12 protein-coding genes and 5 tRNA genes are annotated in these 13781 nt (G+C 43.1%); 1 reads left to right on the top strand and 16 read right to left on the bottom strand.

Annotated elements, in window-relative coordinates; genetic code table 11:
* Positions 1-36 precede the first annotated feature (36 nt).
* The 13 genes from rpoB to IE165_RS02940 all read right to left on the bottom strand — a co-directional run bounded on the left by rpoB (position 37) and on the right by IE165_RS02940 (position 9113).
* Positions 37-3846: a DNA-directed RNA polymerase subunit beta gene (gene rpoB / locus IE165_RS02880; protein WP_189625105.1), complete on the bottom strand. Its 3810-nt coding sequence runs from the start codon at positions 3844-3846 to the stop codon at positions 37-39.
* Positions 3847-4008: 162 nt separating this feature from the next.
* Positions 4009-4386 carry a 50S ribosomal protein L7/L12 gene (gene rplL, locus IE165_RS02885; protein ID WP_002992785.1) on the bottom strand — a complete coding sequence of 126 codons (378 nt, stop codon included), beginning with the start codon at positions 4384-4386 and terminating at the stop codon, positions 4009-4011.
* Between the two features lie 73 nt (positions 4387-4459).
* Positions 4460-4978, bottom strand: coding sequence for a 50S ribosomal protein L10 (gene rplJ / locus IE165_RS02890; RefSeq protein WP_189625106.1), 519 nt, complete (start codon positions 4976-4978; stop codon positions 4460-4462).
* Between the two features lie 2 nt (positions 4979-4980).
* On the bottom strand, positions 4981-5679 hold the full coding sequence (rplA, locus tag IE165_RS02895) for a 50S ribosomal protein L1 (protein WP_189625107.1): 699 nt from the start codon (positions 5677-5679) through the stop codon (positions 4981-4983).
* A 22-nt stretch (positions 5680-5701) separates the two neighbouring features.
* The gene (gene rplK / locus IE165_RS02900; protein ID WP_189625108.1) at positions 5702-6145 is read right to left on the bottom strand and encodes a 50S ribosomal protein L11; all 444 of its coding nucleotides are present in this window, start codon (positions 6143-6145) and stop codon (positions 5702-5704) included.
* Between the two features lie 226 nt (positions 6146-6371).
* Positions 6372-6917 (bottom strand): transcription termination/antitermination protein NusG, encoded by a 546-nt coding sequence (gene nusG, locus IE165_RS02905; protein ID WP_189625109.1) that lies wholly within the window; start codon positions 6915-6917, stop codon positions 6372-6374.
* Positions 6918-6933: 16 nt separating this feature from the next.
* A complete protein-coding gene (gene secE, locus IE165_RS02910) occupies positions 6934-7128 on the bottom strand; it encodes a preprotein translocase subunit SecE (protein WP_189625110.1) in 195 nt (64 codons plus the stop codon).
* Positions 7129-7154: 26 nt separating this feature from the next.
* Positions 7155-7225 (bottom strand) — tRNA-Trp (locus IE165_RS02915).
* 159 nt (positions 7226-7384) lie between these two features.
* A complete protein-coding gene (gene tuf / locus IE165_RS02920; RefSeq protein ID WP_133639251.1) occupies positions 7385-8572 on the bottom strand; it encodes an elongation factor Tu in 1188 nt (395 codons plus the stop codon).
* A 75-nt stretch (positions 8573-8647) separates the two neighbouring features.
* Positions 8648-8719: transfer RNA gene (locus tag IE165_RS02925), tRNA-Thr, on the bottom strand.
* Between the two features lie 94 nt (positions 8720-8813).
* Positions 8814-8886, bottom strand: a tRNA-Gly gene (locus IE165_RS02930).
* A 46-nt stretch (positions 8887-8932) separates the two neighbouring features.
* Positions 8933-9013: transfer RNA gene (locus IE165_RS02935), tRNA-Tyr, on the bottom strand.
* Positions 9014-9037: 24 nt separating this feature from the next.
* Positions 9038-9113: transfer RNA gene (locus tag IE165_RS02940), tRNA-Thr, on the bottom strand.
* A 307-nt stretch (positions 9114-9420) separates the two neighbouring features.
* On the opposite strand from IE165_RS02940, the gene IE165_RS02945 reads away from it, so the two are divergent.
* Entirely contained in the window at positions 9421-10581 is a 1161-nt protein-coding gene (locus IE165_RS02945; protein WP_189625111.1) for a BamA/TamA family outer membrane protein, read from the top strand.
* On the opposite strand, the gene IE165_RS02950 is transcribed toward IE165_RS02945, so the two are convergent.
* The 3 genes from IE165_RS02950 to IE165_RS02960 are packed head-to-tail and all read right to left on the bottom strand — an operon-like array spanning position 10558 to position 13781.
* Positions 10558-11058 carry a hypothetical protein gene (locus IE165_RS02950; RefSeq protein WP_189625112.1) on the bottom strand — a complete coding sequence of 167 codons (501 nt, stop codon included), beginning with the start codon at positions 11056-11058 and terminating at the stop codon, positions 10558-10560. The genes IE165_RS02945 and IE165_RS02950 overlap by 24 nt on opposite strands.
* A gap of 28 nt (positions 11059-11086) precedes the next feature.
* Positions 11087-12427: a sensor histidine kinase gene (locus IE165_RS02955; RefSeq protein ID WP_229826306.1), complete on the bottom strand. Its 1341-nt coding sequence runs from the start codon at positions 12425-12427 to the stop codon at positions 11087-11089.
* Positions 12417-13781, bottom strand: a complete 1365-nt coding sequence (locus IE165_RS02960) for a sigma-54-dependent transcriptional regulator (RefSeq protein WP_189625113.1) — start codon at positions 13779-13781, stop codon at positions 12417-12419. The genes IE165_RS02955 and IE165_RS02960 overlap by 11 nt, the downstream gene beginning before the upstream one ends.

Consider the following 13781-nt stretch of genomic DNA (forward strand, 5'->3'; position numbering starts at 1 on the left):
CCTGAGAAGTCCGAAAACATCTCAGGCATCCTGATATTAATCTAATGTGATATCTAAACCTAAACCGCGTAGTTCGTGTACCAATACGTTGAACGATTCTGGTACAGATGGAGTTGGTAGGTTGTTACCTTTAACGATTGCCTCGTAGGTTTTCGCACGACCAACTACATCATCGGATTTCACCGTTAAGATCTCTTGAAGAATGTTAGACGCACCGAATGCCTCTAATGCCCAAACCTCCATCTCACCAAAACGCTGCCCACCGAACTGTGCCTTACCACCTAATGGCTGTTGCGTAATCAAGGAGTATGGTCCGATAGAACGCGCGTGCATTTTATCATCTACCATGTGTCCGAGTTTAAGCATGTAGATCACACCCACGGTTGTTGGTTGGTCAAAACGATCTCCCGTCAAACCGTTGTACAAGTATGTTCTACCAGAAGCTGGCAATTCCGCTTTCGATATCCACTCTTCTACCTCACCCATTTCAGCACCGTCGAAGATTGGCGTAGCGAACTTCATACCCAATTTCTGTCCGGCCCAGCCTAATACGGTTTCGTAGATCTGTCCAAGGTTCATCCGTGATGGTACCCCTAGTGGGTTCAACACGATATCAACTGGCGTTCCATCGGCCAAGAAAGGCATATCCTCATCACGAACGATACGTGCAACAATACCTTTGTTACCATGACGTCCCGCCATCTTATCCCCGACTTTCAACTTACGCTTCTTAGCTACGTAAACTTTAGCCATCTGCACAATACCAGAAGGAAGTTCGTCACCCACGGAGATCGCAAATTTCTCCCGTTTGAATGCTCCCAGCTCCTCATTGATCTTGATGTTGTAGAAGTGCAACGATAATTTGATCAACTCGTTTTTATCGTCGTCTGTCGTCCAGCCCGTTGGATTGATATGCGTATAATCTAAATCTGTCAAGATCTTTTGGGTAAATTTAGCGCCTTTTGGCACCAATAACTCCTTGTACACATTGTAGACCCCCTGACTTGTTTTGCCATTTACAATCGTAAACAGCTTCTCCACCAAACGCTCTTTCAGCGTCTTTGCAGCCTTGTCATGCGCCACCTCCAATTTGTCCAATGCTTTTCTTTCGACCTCTTTGGACATTTTCTTCGCACGAGAGAACAATTTGGTATCGATAACTACACCTTTCAATGATGGAGAAGCCTTCAAAGAAGCATCTTTCACATCGCCGGCTTTATCACCAAAGATTGCACGAAGAAGTTTCTCTTCCGGTGAAGGATCAGACTCCCCTTTAGGGGTGATCTTACCGATCAAGATATCACCACCGTTAACCTCAGCACCGATACGGATGATACCGTTCTCGTCAAGGTCTTTTGTCGCTTCTTCCGAAACGTTAGGGATATCTGCTGTTAACTCTTCTTCACCACGTTTCGTATCACGCACTTCCAATTCAAACTCTTCAATATGAAGAGAAGTGAACAAATCTTGCGATACCACACGCTCTGAAATCACGATCGCATCCTCAAAGTTGTAACCTTGCCAAGGCATGAATGCCACTTTCAAGTTACGGCCAAGCGCTAGCTCACCATTTTCGGTTGCATAACCCTCACACAATACCTCACCTTTACTTACCTTTTGTCCTTTGATAACAATAGGCTTCAAGTTGATACAAGTATTCTGGTTGGTTTTCTTGAATTTCGTTAATCTATATGTTTTTACGTCGTCATCGAAAGAGACCAAACGGTCATCTTCGGTACGCTCGTAACGGATTTTAATTTCGTTTGCATCGACGTATTCCACTACACCATTGCCTTCGGCGTTAATCAAGGTACGCGAGTCAGATGCTACGCGAGCCTCCAAGCCTGTACCAACGATCGGTGCACTAGGGCGCAACAAAGGCACCGCTTGGCGCTGCATGTTGGATCCCATCAAGGCACGGTTGGCATCATCATGCTCCAAGAAAGGAATCAATGATGCGGCAATCGAAGTAATTTGGTTAGGCGCAACGTCCATGTAGTCCAAACGCTCTGGCTCGATAATCGGGAAGTCACCCTCGTATCTCGCTTTTACTTTAGGATCTAGGAAGTTACCTTTATCGTCATACTGCGCGTTCGCCTGTGCAATAGTTTTATCGTCTTCATCTTCTGCCGATAGATAAACAACAGGCTCGTCAACAACCACTTTACCATCGGCCACCTTACGGTAAGGTGTTTCGATAAAACCTAAATTATTGATCTTAGCATGAACGGCCAAAGAAGAAATCAAACCAATGTTTGGTCCCTCTGGAGTTTCGATGGTACAAAGACGACCATAGTGCGTATAGTGAACGTCACGAACCTCGAAACCAGCACGCTCACGGGAAAGACCACCAGGTCCTAAGGCTGACAAACGACGCTTGTGCGTGATCTCTGCCAACGGATTGGTTTGGTCCATAAACTGTGACAACTGGTTTGTTCCGAAGAACGAGTTGATCACGGATGATAGGGTACGCGCATTGATCAAGTCAGTCGGCGTGAACACCTCGTTATCACGAATGTTCATACGCTCACGGATGGTACGCGCCATACGTGAAAGCCCCACACCAAATTGTGCATATAACTGCTCACCCACTGTACGCACACGACGGTTCGATAAGTGGTCAATATCATCCACTTCAGCTTTTGAGTTGATCAAGTTGATCAAGTACTTCACAATGGCGATAATGTCTTCCCGCGTTAATACTTTAATATCGTCTGCCGTACCTAGTTTCAACTTGCGGTTGATGCGGTAACGACCAACATCACCTAGGTCGTACCGTTTGTCCGAAAAGAACAAGCGATCAATGATACCACGTGCGGTCTCCTCATCAGGTGGTTCAGCGTTACGCAATTGACGGTAGATATGCTCAACCGCCTCCTTTTCAGAGTTTGACGTATCCTTTTGTAATGTATTATATATAATGGAGTAGTCCGCATTGTTTGACGCATCTTCTTTCGCAAGGATAATAGATTTAACGCCTGCGTCGATAATCAAGTCAATGTGGTCTTCCTCTAAAACTGTCTCACGTTCTAATATTATTTCGTTACGATCGATAGAAACCACCTCACCTGTATCCTCATCCACGAAGTCTTCGATCCACTTCTTCAATACCCTAGCTGCCAAACGACGGCCGACATATTTTTTAAGACCCGACTTACTAACTTTTACTTCGTCAGCTAGATCGAACAATTCCAAGATATCTTTATCCGAATCATATCCAATCGCACGTAATAACGTCGTAACCGGGAATTTCTTTTTACGGTCGATATAAGCATACATGACGTTGTTTACGTCCGTCGCAAATTCGATCCAAGATCCTTTAAAAGGAATGACCCTTGCAGAATAAAGTTTAGTACCATTTGTGTGTCTACTCTGACCGAAGAACACACCAGGGGAACGGTGCAACTGAGATACAATAACCCGCTCTGCTCCATTGACCACGAAGGTACCTTTGGGAGTCATGTAAGGAATTGTACCCAAGTAAACATCCTGTACAATGGTTTCGAAATCTTCGTGCTCTTCATCATTACAAGATAACTTCAATTTTGCCTTGAGAGGCACGCTATACGTTAAACCGCGCTCAATACATTCTTGAATGTCGTAGCGAGGGGGATCGATAAAATAATCCAAAAACTCAAGCACAAAGATGTTTCTTGAATCAGAAATAGGGAAGTTTTCCGCGAAAACCTTGAACAGCCCTTCCTGATGGCGATTGTCAGAAGTAGTTTCTAATTGAAAAAACTCCTTGAAAGATTGCAATTGCACGTCCAAGAAATCCGGGTAATCAATTACCTTCTTACTTGTAGCAAAATTTACTCTTTCGTTTTGAATATTATTGTTTGCCAAGGGAATAAGAATTTTAGTTTAAAAAAACTGAGCCAACTATGCTGTAATTGTGTTAGGGTCAAATGTCAGCACCCATTTGACACATGTAGTAATATAAATAGGAATAGACTCTGGCAAAATATTGACAGAGTCTAAACCTTTAAGGTGCTTTAATATGTGAGATTACTTGATCTCAACAACAGCTCCAGCTTCTTCTAATTGTTTTTTCAACGCTTCAGCTTCGTCTTTAGAAACACCAGCTTTCAATTCTTTAGGAGCGCCATCCACTAGATCTTTAGCTTCTTTCAATCCTAAACCAGCTAGGTCTTTTACTAATTTAACTACTGCTAATTTCTGACCACCAGCTTCTTTCAAGATAACGTCAAATGAAGTTTTCTCTTCAGCAGCAGCAGCGCCACCTTCAGCAGGAGCAGCAGCAACTGCAACAGCAGCAGCAGCAGGCTCGATACCGTACTCGTCTTTTAAGATATCAGCTAATTCCTTAACTTCTTTCACTGTTAAGTTTACCAACTGTTCAGCAAGTTGTTTTAAATCTGCCATTTTATTTTGAATTTTTGAATGTACTTAAATAATGTTTAATGAATACACGAACTTTTATTATAGAGGGGGTTCGTTAGCCTCTTTCTTCTAAAGCTTTTACTAATCCTGAAATTGTATTTCCTCCCGACTGAAGAGCAGAAATAACATTTTTCGCTGGTGATTGAAGTGCTGCAATAACGTCTGCAATAAGTTCTTCCTTAGATTTAAGGCTTACCAATGCACTCAGTTGATCGTCACCTACAAAAGATGTCTCTTGAATGTAAGCTGCTTTTAAAACTGGTTTATCACCTGTTTTACGCAATTCTTTGATCAACTTTGCAGGAGCATTTCCTGATTCAGAGAACATCAAAGTAGATGCACCCTTCAACACGCTGCGAAGCTCTTCCGAATCGATACCTGCTTCTACAAGAGCTTTCTCAATCAAGGAGTTTTTCGCTACCTGAATGATGATACCTTGATCGAAACATTTACGACGAATGTTATTCACTTTGTCAACCGTTAAATCAGCAGTATCCGTAATATAGAAATTACCGTAAGATTTAATCTGTTCGGCCAAAGCTTGAACAATTTCTTGTTTTTCTTCTTTTCTCATGATTAAATTCCTGCTACTGATTTAGTTTCAACATGAATACCGGGACTCATTGTTGAAGAGATATGAATACTCTTAAAGTAGGTTCCCTTAGCTGCAGATGGTTTCAAACGGGAAAGTGTTTGTAACACTTCCAATGCGTTATCATAAATCTTATCTGCGTCGAAGGACACTTTACCAACTGAAGTATGGATGATTCCTGTTTTATCAACTTTGAAGTCAATTTTACCAGCCTTAACTTCCGTTACAGCTTTACCGACTTCGGTAGTCACTGTACCTGTTTTAGGGTTAGGCATCAAGTTTCTAGGACCTAAAATACGTCCTAATTTACCCACTTTAGCCATCACACTAGGCATAGTAATAATGATATCAACGTCAGTCCAACCACCTTCGATTTTGCTGATATAGTCGTCAAGACCCACGAAATCTGCACCTGCAGCCTTAGCTTCTTCCTCCTTATCAGGAGTACACAATACTAAAACACGTACAGTCTTACCAGTTCCGTGAGGTAATGTCGCAATACCACGTACCATTTGGTTTGCTTTACGAGGATCCACGCCTAAACGAACGTCGATATCCACAGAAGCATCAAATTTAGTAGCAGTAATCTCTTTCACCAAAGCCGCAGCTTCTTGTAAAGAATACGCTTTACCAGCTTCAATTTTGGATAGTGCCGCTTTTTGATTTTTTGTTAATCTAGCCACTTTCTTAAACTGATTTCGTTAATTAATTGTTCCAAGGAGCGTTACCGGAAACGGTAATACCCATACTACGTGCTGTCCCAGCGACCATTTTCATAGCCGACTCTACAGTAAATGCGTTCAAATCAGGCATTTTATCCTTCGCGATGGTCTCAACTTGCTCCCACGTGATGGCAGCAACCTTCTTACGGTTAGGCTCACCAGAACCACTCTTCAACTTAGCAGCATCTTTCAACTGCACCGCCACAGGAGGTGTTTTGATGATAAAATCAAATGATTTGTCACTGTAAACTGTAATGACAACAGGTAATACTTGACCTGGTTTGTCTTGCGTACGGGCATTGAATTGCTTACAGAAATCCATGATATTTACCCCTTTAGCACCCAATGCAGGTCCTACTGGAGGTGATGGATTGGCAGCACCGCCCTTTACTTGTAATTTTACTAACGCACTGACTTCTTTTGCCATTTTGTTTTGAATTTAATTGTTAAATGTTTGTTAGTAAGTTGGAAGCTTAAACGTAACATTTAGTGTTCGAAGGCTATAATCACGTATGCAATACAACCAAACGAGGTGCAAAGATAATACATAACCACCATTATAACAAAAAAAAGAAATAAAAAATTATTTCTTTTCACGGAAACCGATTGTTCGGGTTGCTGCATAAAAAAGCCCTTCGGAAAAGGGCTTTTGCTTATTCTTTTTCAACCTGCATGTAATTCAGCTCGAGTGGTGTTTTACGACCGAAGACCTTCACCATGACAGTTAGTTTCTTTTTATCTTCATGAACCTCCTCGATTTCACCGGTAAAACCGTTGAAAGGCCCATCGTTTACTTTTACTGTTTCGCCAACATAATAAGGCACATTCATGCTCTCACCCTGCTCGGCCATTTCGTCCACCTTACCCAGGATACGGTTCACTTCTGCCGGACGCAAGGGAATAGCATTGCCTGCCTTATCGCCTAAAAACCCAATGACACTGTTCAAATTTTTTATAGCGTGCTCGATCTCACCATCCAAAGCCGCTTCGATCAATACATATCCTGGATAATAGTTACGTTCTTTCGCGACCTTTTTTCCATCGCGCATTTGGTAATATTTCTCCATCGGTATCAAAACCTGTGGCACCAAATGCTGGATTCCCAAGCGACTAACTTCGGCCTCCACATACTGCTTTACCTTCTTCTCTTTTCCACTAACGGCACGAACTACATACCATTTTAACGATTGATCTGCCATAAAATTTAACTGCTATTTAGGAGGTAATTCCGTACAACAACTCTAATAAATTGCTTGACGCCTTATCCATCACAAAAATAAGAAGTGCAATAAGGATTGATGCTACAAGTACTACCACTGCAGAATTTTGCAATTGAGCCCAAGTAGGCCAAGTTACCTTTTCGGTAACTTCGATATAGGACTCTTTAAAAAAATCAAGTACTTTCGCCATTTTTTAGTTTACCTAAATTATTTTAGCACGGGCACCAGGACTCGAACCCAGACCAAAGGTTTTGGAGACCTTCGTTCTACCTTTAAACTATGCCCGTGTAGAATTCGTTTACTGCTGCAAATATAGCGTTTAAGCACTATTGCCGCAAATATTATTTTTGTTTTTTTTGTTTTTAAATCGTCCCATCAAGAGAAAAAACAAGCTAATCAGCATCAGCCAATTAGCTTGTTTTCTTATAATAGACGTATCTTAAAGATTACGCTAAGATTTCAGTTACCTGACCAGCACCTACTGTTCTACCACCCTCACGGATAGCGAAACGTAGACCTTTTTCCATCGCGATTGCGTTGATCAATTTCACCGTAATTGTGATGTTATCACCTGGCATAACCATCTCTGTACCTTCTGGTAGAGAAATTTCACCGGTAACGTCAGTCGTACGGAAGTAGAACTGCGGACGGTATTTGTTGAAGAATGGTGTATGACGACCACCTTCTGCTTTAGACAATACGTAAACCTCAGCTTTGAAATCAGTGTGAGGCGTTACAGTACCTGGTTTACAGATAACCATACCACGACGGATATCAGTTTTCTCAATACCACGTAACAACAAACCTACGTTATCACCAGCTTCACCGTAATCTAAGATCTTGCGGAACATCTCCACACCTGTTACAGTAGATTTCAAATTCTCAGCACCCATACCTAAGATCTCAACTGGATCTCCTGAGTTGATCACACCTCTTTCGATACGACCGGTAGCAACTGTACCACGACCTGTGATAGAGAACACATCCTCGATAGGCATCAAGAAAGGCAATTCTGTCAAACGTGGAGGAATTGGAATGTAGTTATCTACAGCATCCATCAATTCCATGATTTTCTCAACCCACTCAGGCTCGCCGTTCAACGCTCCCAATGCAGATCCTTTGATTACTGGAATATCATCACCAGGGAATTCGTAGAATGACAACAACTCACGAACTTCCATCTCTACTAAGTCTAACAACTCTTCGTCGTCTACTAAGTCGGTTTTGTTCATGAATACAACTAGAGCAGGTACACCTACTTGGCGAGCCAACAAGATGTGCTCACGCGTTTGAGGCATAGGACCGTCAGTAGCCGCTACAACGATGATAGCACCATCCATCTGAGCAGCACCAGTAACCATGTTCTTCACATAATCCGCGTGACCTGGACAGTCAACGTGTGCGTAGTGACGGTTAGCTGTTGAATACTCAACGTGTGCAGTATTAATTGTGATACCACGCTCTTTTTCTTCAGGAGCAGAGTCAATTGAATCAAATGAACGAGCTTCTGACAAACCTTTATCAGCTAATACTTTAGTGATAGCGGCTGTAGTAGTTGTTTTACCGTGGTCAACGTGACCGATAGTACCAATGTTTAAGTGCGGTTTACTACGGTCAAATTTCTCTTTTGCCATGTTTATGCGAATTAGTAATTATAAAATATTTCTTATTTAATCCTTTTTACAAAAGTAAAAACTTTTGGTTATGTGAGCCAAAGATGGGATTTGAACCCACGACCTCTTCCTTACCAAGGAAGTGCTCTACCCCTGAGCTACTTCGGCTTTCCTAAAAGCTTAATTACAGATAAATGCCTCCACCTTATTTAGATACGTTCATCAAAAAAAGACAGAGACTTAATCAAACATTAAAAAAATGAGCGGAAGACGGGTCTCGAACCCGCAACCTATAGCTTGGAAGGCTATCGCTCTACCAATTGAGCTACTTCCGCTTTTTTGTTCGAAACCTGCTAACAGGCTTCGAACAGTTAAAAAGTGTGGAGGGAGAAGGATTCGAACCTTCGAAGCCGAAGCAACGGATTTACAGTCCGTCCCATTTGACCGCTCTGGAACCCCTCCATACCTGCAATCGAAATTGCATTTTGGAGCCTCTTATCGGGATCGAACCAATGACCTACTGATTACAAGTCAGTTGCTCTACCAGCTGAGCTAAAGAGGCATATTATTTTAAAAAACTCTCTTTTAAGAACTTCTATCTATTTAGATAGCGAGTGCAAAAATCTCATTTACTTTTGATATTTGCAAGTTTTTTAAAAACTTTTTTTTATCGTGTTAAAGAACTCTTTTTTTATCATCCTCGAACCGCCAAACACCGTTCGTTTTTGATGATGCAAAGATAGTTACTCCAAGCATACTTCAAAAATATTTCGCAAAAAAAGAACGCTCATTAGACCATATACTTGATATGCAAGGAAATAATTTACATCTTGCACCGCATTTTTTAAGCGGCTTCGCCATCGTTACCCATGAATTTGACATTGAACTTCAAAAATATATTATTCAGCACACTATTCCTTTCGAATTTTTTCGCTTTACCGGCACATGCACAAGACAACAACGTCGTTAAAAAATTGATCCAGCGGTTCCTTTCATCAGAAAACGATTCCACCAGAGGAGCTAGCCTGATTGTTCTTCCTGCTGTAGGTTATGCGCAGGAGTCTGGCTTCGAATATGGTATTGCCGGAACCTATAATTTTTATTTAGACAAATCTGATCTGAACAGCCGCACATCCAATATCACGTTGATTGGTACGCTAACTACCGAGAAACAGAAAAACGCAAAACTCACGTCAGATATTTGGACAAAAAACAACGACTACCATATACTTTCCGAACTTCGCTACCGCGATTGGCCATTCAACTTCTATGGCCTAGGCTCCGACACGTGGCTCGCGGATGAGGACCTCATTGGTCAGAAGCTTATCCGGGCCAAGCTCGATGGGGAAAAAAAGATTGTCCCAAACTGGTACGCCGGTTTGAACATCAAATATGAGCATTTCCGTTTCGACGATCGAGAGACTGGCGGCATATTTGATCGCGACAATGTTTTGGGTAAACTTGGCGGACAATACTTGGCGCTGGGCATATCTTCGCTGTATGACACGCGAAACAATACCACTTATACCACCAACGGTCTTTACACAAGATTAAAATATGACTATTCGCCCAACTTCTTTCAGGGAGACAATTTCACCGGAAGCGAATTGGAAGCCGATCTGCGCATCTTCAAAAAACTGGCCCCGACCTTGACGATGGCTGGGCAACTCCTCTATCGTGGGACATTTGGCAAAAACGTCCCATTTTATGCCTATCGGGATCTTGGTGGCGACATGACCATGCGCGGTTACTATCTTGGTCGATATAAAGATCTGAACTATGCCACGGCCCAAGCTGAATTGCGCTACCGCTTTATGCCCCGTTTCGGGATTGTGGGCTTTGGCGGAACGGGGGGGACCTTCTCGCCCGAACGGCATCTTCGCTTGGTGCCGAGCTATGGAGCCGGGATCCGCTATTTCTTCAGCCTAGAACACAACAGCACGATACGATTCGATTATGCATTCGGCGAGAAAAGACCAGGAGAAAAGCAACAAAAGGGGTTCTATTTAAGTATTAGCGAGGCGTTTTGATCCGTTCTTTTTCCAATAGGGATACCGCAAAATAAAATGATCCTTACGTTGGCCATCCCGATGCATCAGCATGCCAAAGTGAAACAGATCGATGCTCACCACAACCAGCTCATTTGCTGTTAGGGTATCCCATATCGCTTCCCTTTTATGGGGCTCGTGAACGATGAGAATTTTGCCGCGCTCCACGAGGTGAAGGATCCTCTCCGCAGATACGTCATCCAGGTCTACCCAAATGGCTGCGCTATCCTCTCCTTCATGTAAAGTACCGAGACCAGACACCCCGCAAAATGGCAATATTTGTTGCAAAAGCAAACGATATCCCCACGGAAAGTGCCTAGGCATAGCAACAGCAGCAACGCCGCTTGTTTTTTTCGCGTAGACAACCTGTTCGGCTAATCGGTAAACAAATGGCGAATGCGTTCCGTGCCGACTATTAGCGGTTATAAAATGCTTGATAAGTGCCCAATAATATCCCATGGCGCAAAAATATGCCTTTTATGAACTATTATGCCTGAAACTGTAGAATAAAAGTACTGCCCCTCCCCTCTTCGCTTTCTACGAACAAGCTTCCTTTATGCAGCAGCATAATCTGTTTGCTCAATGTTAGCCCAACCCCACTCCCAGATTTCTTGGTCGTGAAAAAAGGGGTAAAAATCTGTTCCTGAATATCTCCGGGCATCCCGCAACCATTGTCTTGTATCTTGATAACGGTATAACCATCTCGATGCAGGCCGGCAATACTGATATAGGGTGTAGCAACATCCTTTACCGCCTCAATAGCATTGAGCAGCAGATTGATCAATGCTTGCTCCACCAAATTAATATCCGCTCTGAGTATCAATCTCGTATCTTTTAGGATGATATCAAACTCAATAGATTTTTGCAGTAGCGTAGGTTCCAACAACTGGTAAATACTTTCGAAAAGTACTTTCAGCTGCACCTCTTGCAGGTTGGGTTCATCGACACGGTTGATAAGACGATAGCTTTTAGCGAACTGCAGCAAGCCTTCGCTTCGCCGTTTGATCGTATATATTCCGACCTTGAGGTCATCTATATCATCTTCCCCATAACCTTTTTCCAGTCTTTCGTGCAAGGTTTCCGCCAATGAGCTGATCGGTGCGATGGAATTCATGATTTCATGCGTAAGCACCCGCAGCAATTTCTGCCAGGCCTTTGTTTCGGTAGCATCTATTGCTTCGTTGATATTTTGGTAAACGACAATACGGAAGGTACCTTCCTGCGTTTCAAACTCCGAACCATGCATCAACAATTTAATCTTTCCTACAGCAGAACTAGCGGTTTCCATTTGCTGTGTCCCAAGTTTCATATGAATGGTCTTTTCGTAGAGCTCTTGGTGCCGTTTTGTCAACCCTCGGATATTACCCAAATGTGGCGTTTGAAACAGTTGTTTAAACGCGTCATTAATCCAAATCACTTTCCCCGAATCGGACTGGTAAAAAATAATGGCCGAATCCAACATATTGATTACTTTATTGAGGTATTGGTGTTGGATTTCCTTATCGATACTAATTTGTTTATATACTTGATTGATCTGGTTAAAAGCAGAAAACAGCCGTCCTTCCATGGTTTCGGGTTGTTTAACCGCAAAGCGCCTGGTGAAGTCGCGATAGCGTACAGCCTCCGCAAAGTCGAGCACGTGCCCAAGCAATCTACGTTCCGCACGGAACCAGCCGTAACCGATAAAAAGCCATACTACAAACAACAGGCTGCTGTATATGTACAACTTCAAGAACAGCAAGTAGGCAATACAGATTGCCGCCAGCAATAAAAAAACAATCTTTAAGAAAAAGAAGATTCCCGAGCGTCCCATGCGATTAGATGTCATATTTTTCCATGCGTCGGTACAATGCGGCCCTGGTCAGGCCTAGTTCTCGAGCAGCTTTGCTGATATTGCCACTATAACGTTCAATAGCCGATTGAATTGCTTTCCGTTCCATCTCCTCTAAACTTTGTGTAGATACATTTGTTGAGGCCATTAGAGCCTCGGCTGCAGGTTCCTGTTCAATGGGCGAAAAAAGGATATCGATATCCCGGATACTCTGACGCTCGGCCATGATAACGGCACGCTCCAAGCTATACTGCAACTCGCGAACATTTCCCGGAAAATGGTAATTCCTGAGCTTTAGCAACGCTTCCCGCTCCAATCCCTCTATATTTTTATGGTACTTTTGGTTGTAAAAATCCAAAAAATAATTAGCCAGCAGCACAATATCTTCCCCTCGGCTACGTAATGGGGGCACCTGTATCTCCACCGTGTTTATACGATATATCAAGTCTTTCCGGAAGCGGCTCTCATCCGCTAAGGCTTTTAGCGGCACATTGGTCGCGCTGAGCAAACGGATATCAACGGGTATTGCCTGATAAGAACCAAGTGGAATAACCTGTCGATTTTGCAATACGCTCAACAGCTTAGCTTGTTGCTGCAAGCTGATGTTACCAATCTCGTCGAGAAACAAGGTTCCGCCCTGCGCGGCTTCAAAACGTCCCTGACGGTCTTCGCGCGCATCCGTAAAGGCCCCTTTTTTGTATCCGAACAGCTCGCTCTCGAACAACGTATCCGTGAGCGCTCCCACATCCACTTTGATATAAGGCCCCTTATTCCGTAAAGAACGACGATGCAAGGCCTGCGCAATCAAATCCTTTCCTGTCCCATTCTCCCCCAAAATAAGAATGTTTGCCTCCGTCGGTGCAACTTTGTCCATCTTATACTGCAGATCTTCCATGATAGCCGATCTACCGACGAGGTCGATCTCATCCTTTTTTTTGCCTGTAATCGGCTTGCTGTCGCCCGAAGCTTTAATCTCTTCAAAAACAGTAGTTAAAGTTTGCAACAATAGATCGTTCTGCCAAGGCTTTACAATAAAATCCGACGCGCCTTGTTTCAGAGAACGGACAGCCAGATCGACCGCACCGTAGGCCGTGATCATGACCACTTTGATCTGTGGATAAGCCGTTTTGATCTTTCCAAGCCAAAAGAGACCTTCGTTACCCGTGTTGATGGCACTTTTAAAATTCATGTCCAGCAGCACCACATCCACCGCCTCGCGGCTCAAAATATTCATTAAGTGCTCTGGATTTTTCTCGACGATAACCTGCTTGACCTTAGGTCGCAGCAGAATACGTACGGCCGTCAACAGGTCTTGGTCATCATCAACGATTAATATGGTGGCTTTTTTCAT

The organism is Sphingobacterium griseoflavum (assembly GCF_014653155.1).
In the GTDB taxonomy this organism is placed as follows: domain Bacteria; phylum Bacteroidota; class Bacteroidia; order Sphingobacteriales; family Sphingobacteriaceae; genus Sphingobacterium; species Sphingobacterium griseoflavum.

Excerpts from the sequence above, each read along its gene's own strand:
- secE (WP_189625110.1), bottom strand. The coding sequence starts at position 7,128 with ATGGCGAAAGTACTTGATTTTTTTAAAGAGTCCTATATCGAAGTTACC.
- tuf (WP_133639251.1), bottom strand. The coding sequence starts at position 8,572 with ATGGCAAAAGAGAAATTTGACCGTAGTAAACCGCACTTAAACATTGGT.
- IE165_RS02960 (WP_189625113.1), bottom strand. The coding sequence starts at position 13,781 with ATGAAAAAAGCCACCATATTAATCGTTGATGATGACCAAGACCTGTTG.
- nusG (WP_189625109.1), bottom strand. The coding sequence starts at position 6,917 with ATGGCAGATCAATCGTTAAAATGGTATGTAGTTCGTGCCGTTAGTGGA.
- rplK (WP_189625108.1), bottom strand. The coding sequence starts at position 6,145 with ATGGCAAAAGAAGTCAGTGCGTTAGTAAAATTACAAGTAAAGGGCGGT.
- rplL (WP_002992785.1), bottom strand. The coding sequence starts at position 4,386 with ATGGCAGATTTAAAACAACTTGCTGAACAGTTGGTAAACTTAACAGTG.
- IE165_RS02950 (WP_189625112.1), bottom strand. The coding sequence starts at position 11,058 with ATGGGATATTATTGGGCACTTATCAAGCATTTTATAACCGCTAATAGT.
- rplJ (WP_189625106.1), bottom strand. The coding sequence starts at position 4,978 with ATGAGAAAAGAAGAAAAACAAGAAATTGTTCAAGCTTTGGCCGAACAG.
- IE165_RS02945 (WP_189625111.1), top strand. The coding sequence starts at position 9,421 with ATGAATTTGACATTGAACTTCAAAAATATATTATTCAGCACACTATTC.
- IE165_RS02955 (WP_229826306.1), bottom strand. The coding sequence starts at position 12,427 with ATGACATCTAATCGCATGGGACGCTCGGGAATCTTCTTTTTCTTAAAG.